This window comes from Microbacterium tumbae (assembly GCF_054780175.1).
On the sequence record NZ_BAAGWV010000002.1, the window covers coordinates 449928 to 468634 of the forward strand.

18 protein-coding genes are annotated in these 18707 nt (G+C 69.8%); 1 reads left to right on the plus strand and 17 read right to left on the minus strand.

Annotation, left to right across the window (positions count from 1 at the left end):
• Positions 1–36 precede the first annotated feature (36 nt).
• The 3 genes from ACYVGQ_RS09445 to ACYVGQ_RS09455 are packed head-to-tail and all read right to left on the minus strand — an operon-like array spanning position 37 to position 2291.
• A complete protein-coding gene (locus tag ACYVGQ_RS09445) occupies positions 37–417 on the minus strand; it encodes a type II toxin-antitoxin system VapC family toxin (protein WP_460784371.1) in 381 nt (126 codons plus the stop codon).
• On the minus strand, positions 414–671 hold the full coding sequence (locus ACYVGQ_RS09450; RefSeq protein WP_460784372.1) for a hypothetical protein: 258 nt from the start codon (positions 669–671) through the stop codon (positions 414–416). Before ACYVGQ_RS09450 ends, ACYVGQ_RS09445 begins: the two co-directional genes overlap by 4 nt.
• A gap of 42 nt (positions 672–713) precedes the next feature.
• Entirely contained in the window at positions 714–2291 is a 1578-nt protein-coding gene (locus ACYVGQ_RS09455; RefSeq protein ID WP_460784373.1) for a Rieske 2Fe-2S domain-containing protein, read from the minus strand.
• 161 nt (positions 2292–2452) lie between these two features.
• Between ACYVGQ_RS09455 and ACYVGQ_RS09460 the strand changes: the two genes are divergently transcribed.
• The gene (locus ACYVGQ_RS09460) at positions 2453–3373 is read left to right on the plus strand and encodes a DUF4349 domain-containing protein (RefSeq protein WP_460784374.1); all 921 of its coding nucleotides are present in this window, start codon (positions 2453–2455) and stop codon (positions 3371–3373) included.
• 20 nt (positions 3374–3393) lie between these two features.
• Here the strand turns inward: ACYVGQ_RS09460 and ACYVGQ_RS09465 are convergent, their stop codons facing one another.
• The 14 genes from ACYVGQ_RS09465 to ACYVGQ_RS09530 all read right to left on the minus strand — a co-directional run bounded on the left by ACYVGQ_RS09465 (position 3394) and on the right by ACYVGQ_RS09530 (position 18633).
• Positions 3394–6399 (minus strand): SNF2-related protein, encoded by a 3006-nt coding sequence (locus ACYVGQ_RS09465; RefSeq protein WP_460784375.1) that lies wholly within the window; start codon positions 6397–6399, stop codon positions 3394–3396.
• A gap of 40 nt (positions 6400–6439) precedes the next feature.
• Positions 6440–6850 (minus strand): transcription antitermination factor NusB, encoded by a 411-nt coding sequence (gene nusB, locus ACYVGQ_RS09470; protein WP_460784376.1) that lies wholly within the window; start codon positions 6848–6850, stop codon positions 6440–6442.
• A 3-nt stretch (positions 6851–6853) separates the two neighbouring features.
• Positions 6854–7414 carry an elongation factor P gene (gene efp, locus ACYVGQ_RS09475; RefSeq protein ID WP_460784377.1) on the minus strand — a complete coding sequence of 187 codons (561 nt, stop codon included), beginning with the start codon at positions 7412–7414 and terminating at the stop codon, positions 6854–6856.
• Between the two features lie 64 nt (positions 7415–7478).
• Positions 7479–7916: a type II 3-dehydroquinate dehydratase gene (gene aroQ, locus ACYVGQ_RS09480; RefSeq protein ID WP_460784378.1), complete on the minus strand. Its 438-nt coding sequence runs from the start codon at positions 7914–7916 to the stop codon at positions 7479–7481.
• Positions 7913–9001, minus strand: a complete 1089-nt coding sequence (aroB, locus tag ACYVGQ_RS09485; protein WP_460784379.1) for a 3-dehydroquinate synthase — start codon at positions 8999–9001, stop codon at positions 7913–7915. The genes aroQ and aroB overlap by 4 nt, the downstream gene beginning before the upstream one ends.
• Entirely contained in the window at positions 8998–9519 is a 522-nt protein-coding gene (locus ACYVGQ_RS09490; RefSeq protein WP_460784380.1) for a shikimate kinase, read from the minus strand. Before ACYVGQ_RS09490 ends, aroB begins: the two co-directional genes overlap by 4 nt.
• Positions 9512–10735: a chorismate synthase gene (aroC, locus tag ACYVGQ_RS09495; RefSeq protein WP_460784381.1), complete on the minus strand. Its 1224-nt coding sequence runs from the start codon at positions 10733–10735 to the stop codon at positions 9512–9514. Before aroC ends, ACYVGQ_RS09490 begins: the two co-directional genes overlap by 8 nt.
• A 35-nt stretch (positions 10736–10770) precedes the next feature.
• Positions 10771–11607, minus strand: coding sequence for a shikimate dehydrogenase family protein (locus tag ACYVGQ_RS09500; protein WP_460784382.1), 837 nt, complete (start codon positions 11605–11607; stop codon positions 10771–10773).
• Positions 11597–12979 (minus strand): endolytic transglycosylase MltG, encoded by a 1383-nt coding sequence (mltG, locus tag ACYVGQ_RS09505; RefSeq protein WP_460784383.1) that lies wholly within the window; start codon positions 12977–12979, stop codon positions 11597–11599. Before mltG ends, ACYVGQ_RS09500 begins: the two co-directional genes overlap by 11 nt.
• 1 nt (position 12980) lies before the next feature.
• On the minus strand, positions 12981–13454 hold the full coding sequence (gene ruvX, locus ACYVGQ_RS09510; protein WP_460784384.1) for a Holliday junction resolvase RuvX: 474 nt from the start codon (positions 13452–13454) through the stop codon (positions 12981–12983).
• Positions 13451–16111, minus strand: coding sequence for an alanine--tRNA ligase (gene alaS, locus ACYVGQ_RS09515; protein WP_460784385.1), 2661 nt, complete (start codon positions 16109–16111; stop codon positions 13451–13453). The genes ruvX and alaS overlap by 4 nt, the downstream gene beginning before the upstream one ends.
• 61 nt (positions 16112–16172) lie before the next feature.
• Positions 16173–16355: a hypothetical protein gene (locus tag ACYVGQ_RS09520; protein WP_460784386.1), complete on the minus strand. Its 183-nt coding sequence runs from the start codon at positions 16353–16355 to the stop codon at positions 16173–16175.
• A gap of 116 nt (positions 16356–16471) precedes the next feature.
• Complete coding sequence (gene rpsD, locus ACYVGQ_RS09525; RefSeq protein WP_460784387.1) at positions 16472–17101, minus strand: 30S ribosomal protein S4; 630 nt, start codon at positions 17099–17101, stop codon at positions 16472–16474.
• A 194-nt stretch (positions 17102–17295) separates the two neighbouring features.
• Entirely contained in the window at positions 17296–18633 is a 1338-nt protein-coding gene (locus ACYVGQ_RS09530) for a replication-associated recombination protein A (RefSeq protein ID WP_460784388.1), read from the minus strand.
• Positions 18634–18707 lie beyond the last annotated feature (74 nt).

Sequence of the window (18707 nt, forward strand, 5' to 3'; positions counted from 1 at the left end):
TAAAGGTTGCTCGTATCCTCAGTCTAGTGGACGCGCTCAGGCGCCGACGACCGCGACACCGCGCTCCCGCGCCGCATCGGCCAGACGCCTGTCGAAAGTCGCCAGCGTCGCGTGCAGCTGCTCCGCGGTCGCGAGGACATAGGCGTCGGGGAGCTTGAGCCCGGTCTGCGCGCGCAGGTGCGCGATCCGCGACGGCTCGTCGATCAACGGCGCGTACTGTTCGATGCCCAGTCTGACGAGGTCGGCGGCCGCTTCCTGCTCACGCTCCTGCGCCACGGGCCAGACGAGGGTCTCGGCCAGCGTCACCGGGTGCACGGTCAAGTCCTCTTCCGTGTCGAGGATCGCGAAGGAATCCTTCGCATGGGCGTCTGCCGTGCTCCAGAACGCGATGACCACGTTCGCGTCGAGGACGATCACTCCGGCCAGTCCTTGCGCAGCTCCTCCAGATACCCGGGCGGATAGGCGTACTTGCCGCGGGTCTCGTCCAGAGCCTTGCGCCGCTCGGCTCTGCGGGCATCGCGCTGGGCGGCCAGAGCCCGAACTCCGCTCTCGGCGAGACGGGCGACGAGCTCGGAACGGGAGGCTCCCGGCCATTCCTTCGCGGCCAGCTCGAGGCCGGCGGCGAGCTCCGGTGTCTGCGTCACCTGAATGCGCGGAAGGGTCGTGGCCATAGAGCCAGAGTACCACTGCGGGAAGCAGTGGTACAGGACGTCTCAGGCGCCGATCCGGAGGGCGTCCTCGGTGACCGGATCCGCCTTCCTCGCGCGGATCTCATGACCGGCGGTCGACAGGCATCGCCCCGTCTTCAGGTCCCACTTCCAGTCGTGCATGCTGCAGGTCAGCACACCGTCCTCATCGATCTTCCCGGTGCGGGTCAGGTCGGCGCGCAGGTGCGGGCATCGCCGCTGGACGACCCACTCACCGATCTCGGCGTCCTCGGTCTGGTCCGTCTGCTCCTGATACCAGTTCTCCACGTACTCGATGCGGTCGACGGAGAGGCACTTGAGGAACGTCGTCAGGAACTCGTTGAACTTGCCGCTGCGCCCCACCGAGAACTGCATCGAGAGGAAGATCGAGTTCGACCAGTCGATCTCCTGATCGCGGATGTTCGTGGAGACGAGATCCGCCGGGATCGTGTACCAGTAGATGCACTCCTCCCCGGCATACTCGCGCACCTTCGCGCGGGGGAAGTCCACGACCATGTCGAGCTCGCCGATGCGGAAGCGGACGTGTCCGCCCACACCCAGACGGATCGTGCGCGACTTCTTCAGCAGCGGCTCCCACCACTCCTTGATCGCCGCCAGCATGTCGTCAGGCGGGATCACCTCGGCCCGCGTGGCGACCTCGTCCGTGATCTCCTGCTGCCGGCTCGCCCGCTGCGCCTCGAGGTAGTCCCATTTCTCGTCGAAGACGTGGGAGATCTCGTCCTCGGTGTACAGGGTCTGCTCCGTGCTGACCTCGCCATCGGCGACCGTGACTACCGTCCCGGGGATGAAGAGCTGCCCGTCGTACTGGGGCGCCAGCTCGTTCATATGCGCGAGGAACTGCTTCTGGTCGGTGAAGATCGACTCTCCGCTGCGGCCCGTGCCGTTGAAGTCGAAGAGGTCGTCGCGGAGGAACATCGGCGGGCCGGCCATGGGAAAGACGTGCGGGGCGTCGACCTTCTCGATGTAGTACATCGCCCGCTTGTTCTGCGCCTCGCGCTTGAGGCGCGCGAAGTTCTGCTTGGCGTCCATCGGGAGGTCGTAGACCATCGGCCACCAGATCGCACCGGACACCTGGGTGAAGTACGCGTCGGGCCTGCCGAAGTGCAGCAGCTTCTCGAGATCCAGCGGGTGGGAGTCGTTCTGGTTCAGCACCGAGCCCGTGCCGTCGTCCACGCTCAGAGAGGAGTCGCCGATCGGCCCGTCGCTCGGAGCGCGCAGCGGCGTGATCATGATCTTGAGGTCGCCCCGGCGGATGATCTCCCCCGCAGGCGCGTAGGTGATGTTCTCGTAGCCGAGGGCGCGGATGTCCTGCTCGAGATCGTCGATCGGATACTCCGGCAGCAGAACCTCGATGTCCTTGCGGATGTACCGCTCGAGCAGGCGGGGATCGAAATGGTCGCGATGACGGTGCGAGATGTAGAGGAAGTCGGCCTCGGCGCCGAACCGCTCCCAGTCCAGGCCGCGGTTGTCGGGGAATGGGAACCAGGAGCCGAAGAACGAGGGGCCGAGGACGGGGTCGCAGATGATGTTCCCGCCGGTCGTCTCGATGAACATCCCGGCGTGGCCGAGTCCGGTGATCCGCATTGCATTCCTCCTGACGTGGACCGGTCGATTCTACCCGCGGGCCGCTGGGCGCCGGCTTAGACCGGCCGGGCAAAAGGCCGATGCGCAACCGTGATCGAACCATGATCCTTTCGTGATCGGATTCACGGCGTTCGCTCGGCGGGCGTCAGCAGGATTCCGGCATGAGCACACGCAGACGCCTCCTGCCCGCCCTCGTCCTCGCCGCCGCGGCGGTGCTCGGATTCACCGGCTGCGCAGCACCGAGCGCATCGACCGGCGGCGCGGACGCCGCCGCCGAATCGGGCCCCGTCGACACCGGAGGCGGCGAAGCGGCGGGTCAGCAGACGGGTGCCGCCGATCCCGCCGTCGTCATCACCGGCAGCATCGTCATCACGGTCGACGACCCGATCGCCGCGGCGGACGACGCGACCGGCATCGTGGAGGACGCCGGAGGACGCATCAGCGGACGACAGGAGTATGCGGCCGGCGAGTACTCCTCGGCGAGTGCCGAGCTCACGCTGCGGGTGCCGGCCGACCAGGTCGAAGCCGTCCGCACCGCTCTCGCCTCCCTCGGGACGCTCGCGGAGACCTCGTTGGAGAGCACCGATGTGTCCGCCTCGCAAAGGGATCTCCACGCGCGCATCACGACGCTGCGCACCTCGATCTCCCGGTACAACGAGTGGCTCGGCACGGCCTCGAGGACGAGCGATCTCATCGAGCTGGAGTCCGAGATCGCGTCGCGACAGAGCGAGCTGGAGACGCTCGAGGCAGAGCAGCGCTCCCTGGAGGACCGGGTGTCGATGTCGACCATCGCCTTGCATCTGACCGAGGAGTACGTGGAGCCGCAGACGGCGCCCGCGGACTTCGGCGAGGCCGTGGCCTTCGGATGGCACGGGTTCGCCGGCTTCTGGACGCAGCTCGCGCTCGTCCTCGCCGTCGGCCTGCCCTGGATCGTGCTCCTCGCCGCCCTCGCCGTGGCAACCGTCTGGTTCGTGCGGCGCCGAGCCAGACGCCGTGCGGCGGATGCCCTCCCCGGCGCACCGCGGCTCGCGGTCGATCATCTGCTCGGTGACGCACCGGGCGGTCCCGGTTCCGTCGCATAGCCGCGCACCGGAACGGAGGGCTACGCCTCGAAGAGACCTCGGATGTCCTCGGCCGTCAAGGACTGCGCGAACATCTCCTCGTCATCCATCACGGCGGTGAACAGCCGGGCCTTGCGGCGCTGGAGTCCGAGCACCTTCTCCTCGATCGTGTCCTCGGAGATCATCCGGTAGACGAAGACCTGCTTGTCCTGCCCGATCCGGTGCGTGCGATCGACGGCCTGCGTCTCGGCGGCGGGATTCCACCAGGGATCGAGGAGGAACACGTAGTCCGCCTCCGTCAGCGTCAGGCCGAACCCGCCGGCCTTCAGGCTGATGAGGAAGACCGGCTGCTCTCCGGTCCTGAACTCGTCGACGACCGCATCACGACGCCGGGTCGAACCGTCCAGATGCACATAGGGGATGCCCGCGCGGTCCAGCCGTTCCGCCGCCATCCGGAGGAACGAGGTGAACTGGCTGAACACCAGGGCGCGATGCCCCTCCGCCCGGAGCTCCATCGCCCGTTCGGCGAGCAGCTCGAGCTTGCGCGAGCCGATCCGCGCGTCGTCCGGATCGATGAGACCCGGCGCGAGACTCAGCATCCGAAGCAGCGTCAGCGAGCGGAAGACGATGAAGCGGTTGCGGTCGAGGTCCTGCAGCAGTCCGAGCACCTTCTGCCGCTCCCGCTGCAGGACGGTGTCGTAGACGGCTCTGTGGGCGGGGCTCAGCTCGACATGCAGCAGCTGCTCCTGCTTGGCGGGAAGCTCGGCCGCCACGACCTCTTTCGTCCGCCGGAGCATGAGCGGCCTGATGCGTCTGCGCAGCCGCTCCAGACGTCGGCGACGGTATTCGCCGCCTTCCTCGTTCTCCGGGACCTTGCCCTGCTCGATCGGCTGCACGTACTCCTGCCGGAAGGCTCTCGCGGAGGGGAACAGCCCTGGTGCGGTCAGCTTCAGCAGCGCCCACAGCTCGCTCAGGCCGTTCTCCATCGGAGTGCCGGTGACGGCGAAGACGGCGTCCGCGCGCAGCGCGGCGGCAGCGCGGTGCTGCCTCGTGGCCGCGTTCTTCACGAACTGCGCCTCATCGAGGACGACGAGCGCCCAGTCGATCGCCGTGAACGCCCCCTCGCGGAGACGCAGGAGCGTGTACGAGGTCACGATCACGTCGGCCTCCGACACCACGTCCGCGACGGACCGGCCGCGCGTGCGCGCCGTGCCGTCGATCACCACGACGCCAAGGTCGGGGGCGAAGCGCGCGGCCTCCTCCTGCCAGGTGCCGAGCACCGACGTCGGCGCGACGACGAGGATCGGCCGTCGCTCCCCCGTATCGCGCACGTGCTGCGCGAGCGTCAGCAGCTGCAGGGTCTTGCCGAGTCCCATGTCGTCGGCCAGGATGCCGCCCAGCCGATGTCCCCACAGGAAGGCCAGCCAGTCGAAGCCCGCCTTCTGATAGGGGCGGAGGGCGGCGCGGATGCCGGCGGGCACGTCGGCCCCCGGAACGGAGCCGACACCGCGCAGGCCCTCTGCGAGAGCGCGCCATGCCACGGCGGGCTCGGCCTGGTCGGCCAGGTCCTCGAAATCCTCCCAGAGAGCGATCTGGTGTCTGCTGATCCTCGGCCCGGCCTCCCACTCGGCGAGCTCCGCCGCCTCGTCGAGCAGCTCGCGCAGCCGTTGCAGGGCGGGATGCGCGAGCGACAGATAGCCGCCGTCCACCAGCAGCAGCTTGGTGCGCCGCATCGCGAGCGCGGTGAACAACGGCTGGAATGGGATGGTCCTGCCGTCGATCTTCACGAGCACGCCGAGATCGAACCAGTCCGGCTGCGTCGTCTCGACCGTCGACACGGTGATCTCGGGATCGCCGGTCAGCTCACGATAGGAGCGCGGCGTCCCTGTCGTCTCCACGACGACGCCGTCGGCCTCGAGCCGTGGCACGATCCTGGTGAGGAACTCGGCCGCCTCGATGTCCTGCAGCGTCCCGTGGGGACGGAAGACCGACGGCGCGCTCTGCCTCCAGACGTTCTCGATGTCCTCGAGGATCACGCGCTCCGCCTCCGGATCGCGGACGGCGTCCTTCCCCGCCGGGATCGGGAAGCGGCCGAATCCCGGATACTCCCACTCGAGCGAGTACTCGACCGTGTGACCGCGGCGATAGGCGATCGTCAGCACGGCGGTGGGGTCGGCGAGCTCCGGCAGCGCCGCGCCGCTCGCGGAGCTGACGCCGCCGGCCCTGGCGAGGCCGGGATAGGCCGCGGAGAGGAACTGCTCGCGCTCCGCTGCCGGGACGACGATCCGCCCCGTCTCGACCAGGAGCGTCCGCGCGGCCGGCGGGATGAGGGCCGGTCCCCACTCCAGCAGGATCCGGCTGCCACGGACAGCCCAGGCGTACGCGCCGGCGCTTCCGATCGCGCGAACCCGCTCCGCCGCGCGCTGCACGCCGTCGACCAGCACCTCGGGCTCCAGAGCGAGCCCGCCTTCGACGTCGTCGATGCGGACCGCGATCGACGCCGAGTCGAACCTGCGCACGTCGGTGTGCTTCTGCGTGGCGATCACGGGGATGCCGGCGGCACCCGCTGCGTCGAGGTGCGCCCAGAGCAGCCCGGAGCCGACGTGATCGAGCGTGATCCAGTCGCCGGCGGTGCCGGAGAGCAGAGATTCCCTGGCGATCCCGAGGAAGTCCGAGAACCACCGGCTGTGCTCGGCGCGGAATCGCGACGACGGACGGCGCACGGCGTCCCAGGTCGCGTCTCCGAGGATCCAGTTGCCGGTGGCGTCGCTGCGCATCAGCGGGCGCACGGCCAGGAGCACCTCGCCGGGGTCCTTGACGAGGTCGCGAGGATGCGCCGCCGTCGCGGGCCGCGGCGTCCAGGCGTTGCGGCCCGCGACGGGACGGCGCCGCAGCTCCATGCCGAGCGCGAGCTCGGTCGGCGTTCGTCCGCGCGGCACGGGGTCGAGCAGCGCGCGCCAGCTCGGTGCGGCCCCGCGCGCGATCGTGGCGTCGCTCCCCGGCTGCGAGCCCGGCTCCGGCGGCTCGGGGACGAAGGGAGCGTTCACGGTCGCCATCGTGCCACCGGCATCCGACACGGGCGCCCGCTCAGCTGGCGCGCGCCACCCTGGCGAGGACGCCGTGCACGAACGCACCGGACTCCTCGGTGGAGAACTCCTTGGCGAGCTCGACGGCCTCGTCGATCGCCACCGCCGTGGGGACCTCGCCGTTGTAGACGATCTCCCACACGCCGATGCGCAGCAGCGCCCGGTCGACGGCGGGCATCCGCTCGATCTTCCAGTCCCGGCTGTGCGTGGTGATCTGCTCGTCGATGTCGCCCTGGTGGTCGACGATGCCGTCGACGATCTCGCGCGCGTACAGCCAGCTGGCCTCGCGTGCGGGCTCTGACGCCGCGCGCTTGGCCTCGGCGGCGAGCGTCACCGTGATGTCGTCTCCTCGCACGTCCGAGGAGAACAGGATGTCGAGAGCGCGCTTGCGCGCCTTCGTACGAGCGCTCACGCCTTACTTCTCGCGACCGAGGTAGTCGCTGGTGCGCGTGTCGACCTTGACCTTGGTGCCGGTCTCGATGAACAGCGGGACCTGGATCTCGTAGCCGGTCTCCAGCGTCGCCGGCTTCGTGCCGGCCGAGGAGCGATCTCCCTGCAGGCCGGGCTCCGTGTAGGTGACCTCGAGGACGACGGACGGGGGAAGCTCGATATAGAGCGGGTTGCCGTTGTTCAGCGCGATGGTGACCTGCTGGTTCTCCAGGAGGAAGTTCTTCGCGTCGCCGACCGTCGGCGCGCCGACCGTGATCTGGTCGTAGTCGGTGGCGTCCATGAAGACGAAGCCGTCGCCGTCCGTGTAGAGGTAGGTGAAGTCGCGGCGATCGACGTTCTCGATCTCGATCTTGGCGCCCGCGTTGTATGTGCGGTCGACGACCTTGCCCGACACGACGTTCTTCAGCTTGGTCCGCACGAACGCACCGCCCTTGCCCGGCTTGACGTGCTGGAACTCGATGACGCTCCAGAGCTGCCCGTCGATGTTCAGGACGACGCCGTTCTTGATGTCTGCGGTGGATGCCATGAGGAGCGGATTCCGTTTCGTTTCGAAGGTTCGTGGGCCGCGCGCAGACGGCCGACAGTCGATTCTACGGGATGAGCGCGGCGAGCCGCCGCACAGCGATCCCGTATCCCGGGACGCCTTCGCCGATGACGCGGACGGCGGCGACGTCCTGCAGGTACGAGAAGTGCCGGAACTCCTCCCTCGCGTGCACGTCGGAGACGTGCACCTCCGCGAACGGGAGCGACACTCCGGTGAGCGCGTCGCGAAGGGACACCGAGGTGTGCGTGAGGCCGCCCGGATTGATGACGATGCCCGCGCAGTCCTCACGGGCCGCATGGATCGCGTCGATGAGGACGCCCTCGTGATTGGACTGCAGCGCTCGGACATCGAATCCCTCGGACGCCGCGGCCTCGCGCGTGATCCTCTCGACGTCCGCCAGCGTCGCGGTCCCGTACACCTCGGGCTCGCGCGTGCCGAGGAGGTTGAGGTTCGGGCCGTTGAGCAGCAGGATGCGGCGCGTCACTCCCCCACCTCCTGATAGGCGGCGAACAGGAGCGACTCGTCCGGGGCCTGCAGCACCGTCGGCTTGGCGATGTCGTCGAGCACGATGAACCGCAGCATCCCGCCGCGGCTCTTCTTGTCGCGCTGCATGGTGGCCAGCAGCGTCGCCCAGGCGCCGGCGCGATAGCCGGTCGGAAGCCCCAGGGACTTCAGGATCGCGCGATGGCGTTCGGCCGCCGCATCCGGCAGCCGCCCTGCCAGACGCGACAGCTCCGCGGCGAACAGCATGCCGACCGAGACCGCCGCACCGTGCCGCCAGCGATAGCGCTCCGCGTGCTCGATCGCATGTCCGAGCGTATGGCCGTAGTTGAGGATCTCGCGCTGCCCCGCCTCGCGGAAGTCCTCCGAGACGACGCGGGCCTTCATGTCGATCGCGAGCTCGACCGTGCGGCGGAACTCCTCCGTCGAGGTGTCCACCGCGCGCTGCGGATCCGCCTCGACGATGTCGAGGATCTCCGGAGCCCAGATGAATCCGGCCTTGACGACCTCCGCGTAGCCGGCCGTCGCCTCGTGGGCGCTCAGGCTGCCGAGCTCGTCGAGGTCGCCGACGACGGCCCGTGGCGCCCAGAAGGCGCCGACGAGATTCTTGCCCTCCGCGGTGTTCACGCCGGTCTTGCCGCCGACGGACGCGTCGACCAGGCCCAGCACGGTCGTCGGCACCTGCACGATCTGCACGCCGCGGAGCCAGGTCGCCGCGACGAAGCCGGCGAGGTCGGTGACCGCGCCTCCGCCGTAGCCGACGACCGCGTCGGTGCGCGTGAAGTCCGCCTGGCCCATGATCTGCCAGCAGAAGGCGGCCACCTCGATGCGCTTGCCCTGCTCGGCATCGGGGACCTCGGCCAGCAGCACCTCGCGCGCACCGTTCTCCGTGTCGGCGAGGAGGCGGTCGCGCAGTTCCGCCGCGCGGGTCGCCAGCGTCGGCGGGTGGACGACGAGGATCTTGCGCACCGCCGGGTCCAGCGCCCGGGAGACCTGGTCGAGGATGCCGCGCCCCACCGTGATGTCGTAGGCGCTCTGCCCCGTGACGCTGATCGTGGTGGTGCTCATGACAGTCCTCTCCGCCAGTCGGCGATCTCCTGCGCGATCCGGCTCATCGGGCGACGGGACGTGTCGAACACGACCGAGGCCACCTCTTCGTACCCGTCGCGCCGCTCGTCGAAGGTCCGGGCCCAGCGGTCCAGCGGATCCTCGTCCTCGATGTTCAGCAGAGGGCGCGCCGCTCCCCGGATGCGGTCCGCGACGGCCTCCGGGGTGACGGTGAGGAAGACCACGGGCAGCTCGCGGAGGAGCTCCCTCGTGGCGGCCTGGGTCACGGCGCCGCCGCCGAGCGATACCACTCCGCCGGCCGCGATCGCGTCCGCGACCGCCGCGCGCTCCAACTCGCGGAAGTGCTCCTCGCCGCGCTCGCTGAAGATCGTCGCGATCGCGCCGTGCTCGGCGACGATCCGTCGATCGGTGTCGATGAACGGCACGCCGAGGTGCTTCGCCACCCGGCGGCCGACGCTCGTCTTGCCCGCCCCCATGGGGCCGACCAGGACGAGGGTGAGCGGGCGGTCCTCAGTCATCGTTCGCGGCGAGCCCCGCCTCCGAGGCCGCGGAGGTGCGGAGCTCCGCCGGGATCGCCGCGAGGTAGCCCTCGAGGTTGCGGCGCGTCTCCCGCACGCTGTCGCCGCCGAACTTCTCCAGCACCGCTCCCGCGATCTCGATCGCCACCATGGCCTCGGCGACCACTCCGGCAGCAGGCACGGCGCACACGTCGGACCGCTGGTGATGGGCCGTGGCGGTCTCGCCGGTGGAGATGTCGATCGTGCGCAGCGCATGCGGAACGGTCGCGATCGGCTTCATGCCGGCGCGCACGCGCAGCACGGTGCCGGTCGACATGCCGCCCTCGGTCCCGCCCGCGCGATCGGAGGCGCGCACGATGCCTGCGTCGGCGGCGAAGAGCTCGTCGTGCGCCGTCGAGCCACGGCGCCTGGTCGTCTCGAAGCCGTCTCCGACCTCGACGCCCTTGATGGCCTGGATGCTCATGAGCGCCTGTGCGAGGCGCGCGTCGAGGCGACGATCCCACTGCACGTGCGAGCCGAGTCCCGGCGGGAGACCGTACGCCAGCACCTCGACGACGCCGCCGAGGGTGTCGCCGTCCTTCTTCGCATCGTCGACCTCGGCGACCATCCGCGCGGACGTCGCAGGATCGAAGCAGCGCAGCGGATCGGCGTCCAGCGCCTCCACGTCGTCCGGCGTCGGCAGCGTGGAGCCGTCCGGCACCTGCACCGGGCCGATGGAGAGCGTGTGGCTGACCAGGCGGATGCCGAGCTCGCCGAGGAAGGCCCTCGCCACGGCGCCCAGGGCGACCCGAGCGGCGGTCTCACGGGCGCTGGCGCGCTCCAGGATCGGACGCGCCTCGTCGAAGTCGTACTTCTGCATGCCGACGAGGTCGGCATGACCGGGCCGCGGTCGGGTCAGCGGCGCGCCGCGACCGCGCGACTTCTCCGTCAGCTCGACCGGCTCCGGGCTCATGACCTCGGTCCACTTCGGCCACTCGGTGTTGCCGATCCGCAGCGCGATGGGGCTGCCGAGCGTCCTGCCGTGCCGGATGCCGGAGGAGAGCGTGAGCTCGTCCTGCTCGAACTTCATGCGCGACCCGCGACCGTAGCCGAGCTTGCGGCGCAGGAGATCCGCCTGGATCTGCTCGGGCGAGATGGGGACGCCGGACGGCAGGCCCTCCATGATGGCGATGAGTTCGGGGCCGTGGGATTCGCCGGCCGTGAGCACGCGGAGCATTGCTCCAGTCTCCCACGATCTCCGCTCGTGTGACGTCAGGCGTCGAGAGCGGCGCGCATCGCCGTGAGGACGTCGTCTTCGCGCTCCAGCGGCCTGAGGGGATCGCCGTGCAGGAAGACGCGGATCTGGCGGACGGCCTGGTGCAGCAGCATCCCGAGCCCCGAGACCACCCGGACGTCCGCCGGCCAGATCGTCGCGAGAGCGGACGGCCATGGCGCATAGGCCGCGTCGAAGAGCACCCCGCCCGACGCGGCGATCGTCCGTGCCGTCTCCTCTGGCAGCACGGTGCCGCCGGGGAGCGTCGCCACCGTGAGGTCTACGGCAGATGAGGGCGCGTCGAAGCCGTGCACGGCGACGCGGATGCCGAGGCGCTCGCCCAGTCGCTGCAGCGCCGCGGCGCGCTCCGGTCGCCTCGCCCGCGCGTCCACATGGTCGACGCCGAGATCGGCGGCCGCCACGAGCGCCGAGGCCGCCGTCGCGCCGACGCCCAGCAGCCGCATGCTGCCCGCATGCGTGACGCCGTCCTCCGCCAGCGCGTCGACGATCCCCCCGACGTCCGTGTTGAATCCGCGCAGTTCCTCCCCCAGAAGCAGGGTGTTCACCGCCCCGGTGAGCTCCGCGTGCGCATCGCGCCGATCCGTGGCGCGGAACGCGGCCTCCTTCAGCGGCATCGTCAGGGACAGACCGCGCCAGGATCCGTCCAGCGACGCCAGCACGGGATCGAAGCCGTCCGCGGAGACCTGCCGCCGACCGTACTCCCAGTCGAGACCGAGCACCTCATAGGCCGCGGCGTGCAGCGCAGGCGACTTGGAGTGCGCGATCGGATCCCCCCAGACCGCCAGGCGACGGGCCTGCGCCGGATCAGCAGCCATCGGGGTTGTCCCGGCACCACTGCCGCCACTGGTCGACGCCCTTCAGATGCTCTTCATACGTGACGGAGAAGATCGTCTCGCCGGACTGCGGGTTCACCGTGACGAAGTAGAACCACGGACCGTCCACGGGATGCATCGCGGCGTCGATCGCGGCATCGCTCGGGCTCGCGATCGGTCCGGCGGGCAGGCCCTCGTGGACGTAGGTGTTCCACGGATTGTCGTCGTACTGCGCCTCTTCGCTCGTGCTGACGGATCCGGCGTGCAGCTCGCCGTAGCCGTACTGCGCCGTGGAGTCCATCTGCAGCTTCATGCCGTCGTCGAGACGATTCTGGATCACCCGGGACACCTTCGCGAAGTCGTCGACCCTGCCCTCGCGCTGGATGATCGAGGCGATCGTCAGGATGCGCTGCGCGTCGTCGTCCGGCACGCCGGCATCGCTGAGGGATTCACGCGTCCGCGCGACCATCCGCGCGATCACGTCCGCCGCCGTCGCACCCGGATCGAACGTGTACACCGCAGGGAAGAGCCAGCCCTCCAGGCTGTCGGCCGGGACGTCGTAGGCCGAGGGATCCGCGACCGCCGCCTCGAGGTCGGCGAGGGGTATCCCCAGCGACTCCTCGATCGAGGGCAGCGCGGAGTCCACCGTGCCCCCCTCTCTGATGCTGACCGTGTTCTCCAGCCTGTTGGCCGGGTCCTCCAGCGCCTCCAGCGCTGCGGCGGCCGTCATGCGCTGCTGGAGCTGATAGACCCCGGGCAGGAAATTCGGGTTCAGTCCCTCGTCGATGAGCATGTCGTAGAAGACGTCCTCGGTCTTCGTGACGCCTGCATCGAACAGCGCGGTGGAGATCGGACGCCCGGTGTCTCCGCTCACGATCGTGATCTGGGCCTCGCCTGTGGCTTCGCCCTCCTCGTAGTCCTTCGGCTCGCCCCAGCCCATGATCTCGTCGATCTGCTCGCGATAGGTGTTCATCGCCCAGACGCCCGTCGCCGCGATGCCGCCGAGGACGACGAGCACGATGAGGAGGGCTACGAGGCACCCCGTCCGGCGTCGCCGCCGGCCGCCGGGATGCTCGTCGTCGGCGGAGGGGGTGAAAAGATCCTCCAGCGCGCCTCCCGCCGCGACAGGAGCGGCCGGGGCGGGAGATGCCGGGTCCTGCGTCGGTCCCGGCGTCACGGGCGCGGAGCTCTCCGCTGCGGGATCCGCGACGTCGAAGACCGCCTCGACGGGCGCGCTCGCACCGGGGAGATCGGTCGACCGCTGCGCGGCCTCCCGCGCCGCGCGGCGCGATCCTGGCGCCGGCGGCGTCTGGTCCGCCGTCGGATGCTCGGTCGACGGATCCGGCAGATTGTCGAACAGGTCTCCCTGTGGCATGTCAGCTGGTCTCCTCATCGAGATCGACGGCGGCGCCGGCGGGGGCTCCGGTGCGCTTCTCCATGTCGATCGCCTGCTGCAGCAGGACCACTGCCGCAACCTGATCCACAATGCTACGAGAGTTCTTCTGGGTTCGCCCTGAAGCGCGCAGCGCGCTGTGCGCGCTCACCGTGCTCAGCCGCTCGTCCACCAGACGCACGGCGATGCCCGTCGCCCGCCCGAGCTGCCGGGCGAAGGCTCTGGCGTCGCGGGTGGACTCGGTGTCCTCGCCGCGCATGTTCACCGGCAGGCCGACGACGAACTCGAACGGCTCGTGCTCGCCGGCGAGCACCACGAGGCGGTCGATCGAGGCCTCCGAACGGGGCACCGTCTCCACCGGGACCGCCAGCAGGCCGTCAGGGTCGCAACGGGCGACCCCGACTCTGGCCTTGCCGACGTCGATGCCGAGTCTCACGCCCCGGCGGAATCCGCTCACGCGCCCCGCAGCTCCGCGACGATGCCGTCGAGGGCGGACGGCAGCGCCGAAGCATCCGCGCCACCGCCCTGCGCGACGTCGTCGCGTCCGCCGCCACCGCCGCCGAGAGCGCCGGCGGCGCCCTTCGCAAGCGCTCCCGCCTTGGCGCCTGCGGCGCGTGCCGCGTCGTTCGTCGCGACCACGACGATCGGCCGGCCGGCGACGATGCCGCCGATCGCGACGACCGCCGCCTCGGAGCCGAGCCGGTCGCGCACGCTCAGCGCGATCCCCCGGATGTCGTCGGCCGAGCCGACCTCGCCGAGGGACTGCGCTGCGACGCGGTAGGACCCGACACGCTCCGCGGCGTCCGCGATCGCGGGGACGCGGCCCTCGCGCTCCTTCGCCTCGAACTGCGCGATGCGCTTCTCGGCCGTCTTGAGGTTCGCGGCGAGCTCGGCGATGCGATCCTGCAGCTGATCGCGCGGCGTCTTCAGGTTCGTCACGAGCTGGGAGACGAGCGCCCGCTCCGCGGCGAGCTCGCGGAAGGCGTCCTGTCCGACGAGCGCCTCGATGCGGCGATTCGCGGCGCCCACCGAGGACTCCCCGGTGATGCTGACGAGGCCGATCTCGGCGCTCGAGGACACGTGCGTTCCCCCGCAGAGCTCGCGCGACCAGGGGCCGCCGATGTCCACCATCCGCACGACGTCGCCGTACTTCTCCCCGAACAGCGCCATGGCGCCGGCTTCCTTCGCCTCATCGAGGGTGACGATCCGCGTCGTGACCTCCAGCGCGTCGTTCACCGCGCGGTTGGTGATCTCCTCGATCTCCGTGCGCGTCTCGGCCGACAGCGCCTGCGACCAGGCGAAGTCGAAGCGCAGGTAGCCGGCCCTGTTGAGCGAGCCGGCCTGGGTGGCACCGGCGCCGAGCGTGTCGCGGAGAGCCGCGTGCACGAGGTGCGTCGCAGAGTGCGCCTGCTGGGCGGCCCGGCGGTTCGCAGCGTCCACGACGGAGCGGGCAGCGTCGCCGACGGCCACGCTGCCCGTGGCGACCTCGACGGTGTGGCTGATGAGGCCGGGGACCGGACGCTGCACGTCGAGGACGTCGAGCGAGAACCCGGATCCCACGATCGCGCCCTTGTCCGCGACCTGTCCGCCGGATTCCGCGTAGAGAGTGGTCTCGGCGAGGACGATCTCGGCGACCTGTCCCTCCGTCGCGGTCTGCACCGGCTGCCCGTCCACGAGGATGCCGAGAACCGTGGACTCGGCCTCCAGCTCGCTGTAGCCGTCGAAGCCCGTCTCGCCGAGCGCGCGCAGATCGCGGTATACCGAGACGTCCGCCAGCTGTCGGCGACGGCTCTTGGCATCCGCCTTCGCGCGGGTCTTCTGCTCGCGCATGAGCTCGTCGAAGGCCGTTCGGTCGACGGAGAGCCCGGCCTCCTCCGCGACCTCGAGCGTGAGGTCGATGGGGAAGCCGTAGGTGTCGTGCAGGAGGAACGCCTCGGAGCCGGCCAGCGTCGGAGCGCCGGACTTCTTCGTCTCGGTCAGCGCCAGATCGAGGATCGTCGAGCCCTGGGCGAGGGTGCGCAGGAACGTCTCCTCCTCGGCGACGGCAGCGCCCGAGAGCGTCGACCAGTCGGTCTCCAGCACGGGGTACGCGGTCTTCATCGCGTCCCGGGAGGCGGTGAAGAGCTCGGGGAACGTCGGCGCGTCGACGCCGAGCAGGCGCATCGCGCGCACGGTGCGGCGCATGAGGCGCCGCAGGATGTAGCCGCGGCCCTCGTTCGAGGGGCGGACGCCGTCCGAGAGCAGCATGAGCGAGGAGCGCACGTGATCGGCGATCACGCGGAAGCGGACGTCGTCCTCGTGCGACGTGCCGTAGACGCGGCCGGAGATCTGCTCGGCGCGGTCGAGCACAGGACGCACCTGGTCGGTCTCGTACATGTTCTCCACGCCCTGCTTGAACATCGCGACGCGCTCGAGGCCCATACCGGTGTCGATGTTCTTCTGCGGCAGCGGACCCGCGATGTCGAAGTCCACCTTGGAGCGGACGTCGCTCAGCAGCTCCTGCATGAAGACGAGGTTCCAGATCTCCGTGAAGCGGTTGTCGTCGACGATCGGCCCGCCGTCGCGCCCGTAGGCGGGGCCGCGGTCGATGTAGATCTCGGAGCAGGGACCGGCCGGACCCGGCTGGCCGGTGTGCCAGTAGTTGTCCTCCTTGCCCATCCGCTGGATGCGCTCCGCGGGGAGACCCGCGATCTTCTGCCAGAGCCGGGCGGCCTCGTCGTCGGTCTCGTAGACGGTGACCCAGATGTCCTTCTCCGCGAAGCCGAGGCCGCCATCGGCCTCGGAGCGCGTCAGGAGCTCCCAGGCGTAGCTGATCGCGCCCTCTTTGAAGTAGTCGCCGAACGACCAGTTGCCGAGCATCTGGAAGAAGGTGCCGTGGCGGGCGGTCTTGCCGACCTCCTCGATGTCATTGGTGCGGATGCACTTCTGCAGATCGGCTGCGCGCGCGTACGGCGCCGGAACCACCCCGGTCAGATACGGCACGAACGGCACCATCCCCGCGATGGTGAACATCACGGTGGGATTGTCGCTGACCAGCGATGCCGAGGGCACGATGGTGTGGCCGTTGTTCTCGAAGTAGCTGAGATAGCGCTGCGCGATGTCCGCAGTTTTCATAGGGGTACGGCTGTCCTTGTGTGAAAGGGAGACGGCTCCGCGGGCACGGAGCCGGAAGGAGTCAGTTCTCGTCGGCCAGGCGCGCTTCCTGCGCGCGGTACGCCTCACCGAGGACGGCGGTGAAGCCGGTGATCCGGGCGTCGACCTCGGCGAGCAGATCGTGGCCGCGAGGGTCCTTGTTCATGAAGTGGGCGGCGACGAACCCGCCGATCACCCCGATCAGGAACCACAGCAGCTTCTTCATGTCGTTGTCCTCGCCCTCGGACCGCTCAGACGCGGTTCCTCCATCGTATGCGGAAACGCACCCGGATACGACGAGAGGCGCCGGGAAGACCCGACGCCTCTCGCTGATGCTGAGTATCAGCGAGCCGCGTAGTACTCGACGACGAGCTGCACTTCGCAGGTCACGGGGACCTCGGAGCGCTTCGGACGACGGACCAGGCGGGCCTGCAGCTTGTCGAGCTCGACCTCGAGGTAGCCCGGAACGGGGGGCAGAACCTCGGCGTGACCGCCGGCCGCCGCCACCTGGAAGGGCTCAGTACCTTCGCTCTTGGGCTTGACGTGGATGAGCTGGCCCGGCTTCACTCGGAAGGACGGGCGGTCGACGAGCTGACCGTCGACGAGGATGTGACGGTGCACGACGAGCTGGCGGGCCTGGGCGGTGGTGCGGGCGAATCCCGAACGGAGCACGAGCGCGTCCAGACGCATCTCGAGCAGCTCGACCAGGTTCTCACCGGTCAGGCCATCGCGACGGCGCGCCTCGTTGAAGGTGTTGCGCATCTGCTTCTCGCGGATGCCGTACTGCTCGCGCAGACGCTGCTTCTCGCGGAGGCGGACGGCGTAGTCGCTGTCGGCCTTGCGCTTGGTGCGGCCGTGCTCGCCCGGAGCGTAGGGACGCTTCTCGAGGTAGCGGGCGGCCTTCGGGGTGAGTGCCACGCCGAGGGCGCGGGACAGGCGGACCTTGCGGCGGTCCTGGGACTTCGTGACCACGAAGTTCTTCCTTTCGATGACGTGGACGTGCCTTTCACGTCGCACGGGCGTATCTCCCCCGCTCTTCCTCGCTGTGCACGCCGGGGCACGATTCGAGGTGGGTGCGAACGAGGGGATGCCCGAAAACACGGTTTCGAGCCGGTCAAGTCTAACAGACCGACGATCCGTCTCGCGGAACGCCGGTCTGCGCCGTCTCAGCGGTCGCCGAGGATCCGTCGGATGCGCTCCAGGCGTGCGGAGACGTCCCGCTCCGCTCCCAGCTCCTTGGGGTTGTAGTAGTGACGCCCCTGCAGCTCGTCCGGCAGATACTGCTGCGCCACGATGCCGTTCTCGCTGTCGTGCGGGTAGCGGTATCCCTGTCCGTGACCGAGCCGCTTCGCACCCGGATAGTGCGCATCGCGCAGATGCACGGGGACCCGGCCGAATCCTCCGGCCCTGATGTCGGCGATCGCGGCGTCGATCCCTGCGTACGCCGCGTTCGACTTCGCGGTCGTCGCGAGATAGACGGTCGCCTCCGCGAGCGGGATCCGGCCTTCCGGCATCCCGATGAACGCGACGGCATCGGCGGCGGCCGTCGCGATGACGAGTCCCTGCGGGTCTGCGAGGCCGATGTCCTCGGCCGCGGAGATCACGAGGCGGCGCGCGATGAAGCGGGGGTCCTCCCCCGCCTCGATCATCCGGGCGAGGTAGTGCAGGGCGGCGTCGGGGTCGGAGCCGCGGATCGACTTGATGAAGGCGCTGATCACGTCGTAGTGCTCATCGCCCTGTCGGTCGTAGCGCAGCAGCGCGCGGTCGACGGCCTGAGCCACGTCGTCATCGGTGACCGCGGGTGCATCGTCGTCCGCATCCGTCTCGCCGGAGAGGGCGACCGCCGCCGCAGCCTCCAGCCCGGTCAGCGCGCGACGCGCATCGCCGGAGGCGAGGCGGATCAGCGCCGCGCGCGCACCGTCTTCGAGGGTCACCGCGCCGGAGAGCCCCCTCGCGTCGACGACGGCTCGATCGACCAGCTCGCCGATGTCGTCGTCGGTGAGCGGCTGCAGCGTCAGCAGCAGCGATCGCGAGAGCAGCGGGGAGATGACGGAGAAGGACGGATTCTCGGTCGTCGCCGCGATGAGGATCACCCAGCCGTTCTCGACGCCGGGCAGCAGAGCGTCCTGCTGCGCCTTCGTGAACCGGTGGATCTCATCGAGGAACAGGATCGTCGTCTGACCGTACAGATCGCGCTGGGTCACCGCCTCCTGCATGACCTCCCGGACGTCCTTCACGCCGGCGGTGATCGCGGACAGCTCGACGAAACGGCGTCCGGACGAACGCGCGATCGCCTGTGCGAGCGTCGTCTTGCCGGTACCTGGCGGCCCCCAGAGGATGATCGACACCGCCCCCGGGGAGGACGCGGCGGGGTCCGCGAGCGCAAGGATCGGCGAGCCCGCTCGCAGCAGATGGCGCTGGCCGGCGACCTCGTCGAGCGACACCGGACGCATCCGCACGGCCAGAGGCGTCTGGCCGGACATGAGCGGTGCCGGTGTGGTCATGGGTCAAGGCTAATGCGGGCCGGGGACACTTCCGCAATGCTCGTGCAGCGCATCGACGACGGTAGGCTCACACA

What these genes read in the sequence shown, in the direction of transcription:
- ACYVGQ_RS09450 (WP_460784372.1), bottom strand. Translation starts at nt 671, where the DNA reads ATGGCCACGACCCTTCCGCGCATTCAGGTGACGCAGACACCGGAGCTC.
- ACYVGQ_RS09455 (WP_460784373.1), bottom strand. Translation starts at nt 2,291, where the DNA reads ATGCGGATCACCGGACTCGGCCACGCCGGGATGTTCATCGAGACGACC.
- ACYVGQ_RS09460 (WP_460784374.1), top strand. Translation starts at nt 2,453, where the DNA reads ATGAGCACACGCAGACGCCTCCTGCCCGCCCTCGTCCTCGCCGCCGCG.
- efp (WP_460784377.1), bottom strand. Translation starts at nt 7,414, where the DNA reads ATGGCATCCACCGCAGACATCAAGAACGGCGTCGTCCTGAACATCGAC.
- aroB (WP_460784379.1), bottom strand. Translation starts at nt 9,001, where the DNA reads ATGAGCACCACCACGATCAGCGTCACGGGGCAGAGCGCCTACGACATC.
- ACYVGQ_RS09490 (WP_460784380.1), bottom strand. Translation starts at nt 9,519, where the DNA reads ATGACTGAGGACCGCCCGCTCACCCTCGTCCTGGTCGGCCCCATGGGG.
- aroC (WP_460784381.1), bottom strand. Translation starts at nt 10,735, where the DNA reads ATGCTCCGCGTGCTCACGGCCGGCGAATCCCACGGCCCCGAACTCATC.
- ACYVGQ_RS09500 (WP_460784382.1), bottom strand. Translation starts at nt 11,607, where the DNA reads ATGGCTGCTGATCCGGCGCAGGCCCGTCGCCTGGCGGTCTGGGGGGAT.
- mltG (WP_460784383.1), bottom strand. Translation starts at nt 12,979, where the DNA reads ATGCCACAGGGAGACCTGTTCGACAATCTGCCGGATCCGTCGACCGAG.
- alaS (WP_460784385.1), bottom strand. Translation starts at nt 16,111, where the DNA reads ATGAAAACTGCGGACATCGCGCAGCGCTATCTCAGCTACTTCGAGAAC.
- ACYVGQ_RS09520 (WP_460784386.1), bottom strand. Translation starts at nt 16,355, where the DNA reads ATGAAGAAGCTGCTGTGGTTCCTGATCGGGGTGATCGGCGGGTTCGTC.
- ACYVGQ_RS09530 (WP_460784388.1), bottom strand. Translation starts at nt 18,633, where the DNA reads ATGACCACACCGGCACCGCTCATGTCCGGCCAGACGCCTCTGGCCGTG.